Genomic DNA, 1,244 nt, shown 5'->3' on the forward strand with positions numbered 1-1,244 from the left:
GATAAAGCCTTACGTGATTCCATTTAAATCTTTTACAGAAGCTGGCGTGAAAAAGCTGTTTCCAAAAGTGAAAAAGTTAAAAGTCCCTTCTGCTGATAGCATGGATCTAACGAGCATTTCCTATGTTAGCTGGATCGATAAAGGCTCAAACAGAAAGTTTATCGTAGCGCAGGAGCCGTATACCCAGAAGTTAAAAGGTATTCAAGGAACATTTAAACCTATCAATCAGAAAGGAATATGCACGCTTTGCCACAGCTACGAGGAAGTCGGTATGTTCACTGCTGAAATCAAAGGAACTGTTCAAGGGACATTTACACAACGAGGAAATTATATTTGTCAAGATAGCGAAGCCTGTAATCAAAATCTGCTTACCTTAGAGCGGCTTCATGATTTTATGTTAAGGCTCAGTAAATAACATGCGGCTAATAAGAAGAATACAAAAAGAGAAGGTTCAGCCTCTATACTTTTGGTGAGACTGAGCCTTCTTTGTCTATCTGCTTTTCTCGATTGGATTGTCACGATAGCTAATCCAATCGCTCCAGCTGCCGGCATATAATTTTATATTTGGAAAACCTGCTGATTTTAAAGCTAAAACGTTCGGACAAGCAGATACACCCGATCCGYAGTATACAATGATTTCAGCGTGAGAATCAATAGCTGAAAACATTTCCTTCCACTCTTTATCTGTTTTCCATAAACCTTCTGAAGTTAACACATCTTGCCAGAAAGAATGAATGGCGCCTGGGATATGTCCTGCTACAAAATCAATGGGTTCTTCTAAGCCGAGATATCTCCTTTTTTCACGAGAGTCGATAAGAACAACATTAGGGTTATGAAGATTCTCTTTTACRTATTCAACTCCTGCAAGTCCCCAATCTTGTTGAACGAAAGGTACAAACGTTTGAGGAGAAGCTTCTGGTACGTTCTTTGTTGTTTCATATCCCGATTGCTTCCAGTTATTAAAACCTCCATTTAAAATTTTTACGTCTTCAATTCCTATATATCGCAGTAGCCACCATGCTCTTGAAGCCATCATTCCGTTTTGTTCATCATAAACGACGACTTTTGAATCAGCATTAATTCCTAAGCTGCCAAGCTTTTGAGCTAGCTTTTGAACGTCAGGCAGCGGGTGTCTGCCTCCGTGAGAAGCAGCTGCAGAAGACAAATCTTTTTCTAAATCCAAGTAATGAGCATGCGGGAGGTGCTCATTTTGATAAGCATTTGCGCCTGCCTCAGAATTTCCA

Annotated in this window: 2 protein-coding genes; one reads left to right on the top strand and one right to left on the bottom strand. The window is 40.0% G+C overall.

The window, feature by feature from the left end:
• Positions 1-415: FusB/FusC family EF-G-binding protein (locus tag AC1DRF_RS28455; RefSeq protein ID WP_477742367.1), on the top strand; the 415-nt coding region annotated here is incomplete at its 5' end.
• A 75-nt stretch (positions 416-490) separates the two neighbouring features.
• Here AC1DRF_RS28455 and AC1DRF_RS28460 read toward each other — a convergent pair.
• On the bottom strand, positions 491-1,244 hold a 754-nt coding region (locus AC1DRF_RS28460; protein WP_477742368.1), incomplete at its 5' end, for a sulfurtransferase.

The sequence above is a fragment of the Priestia sp. P5_B4 genome (genome assembly GCF_056400385.1).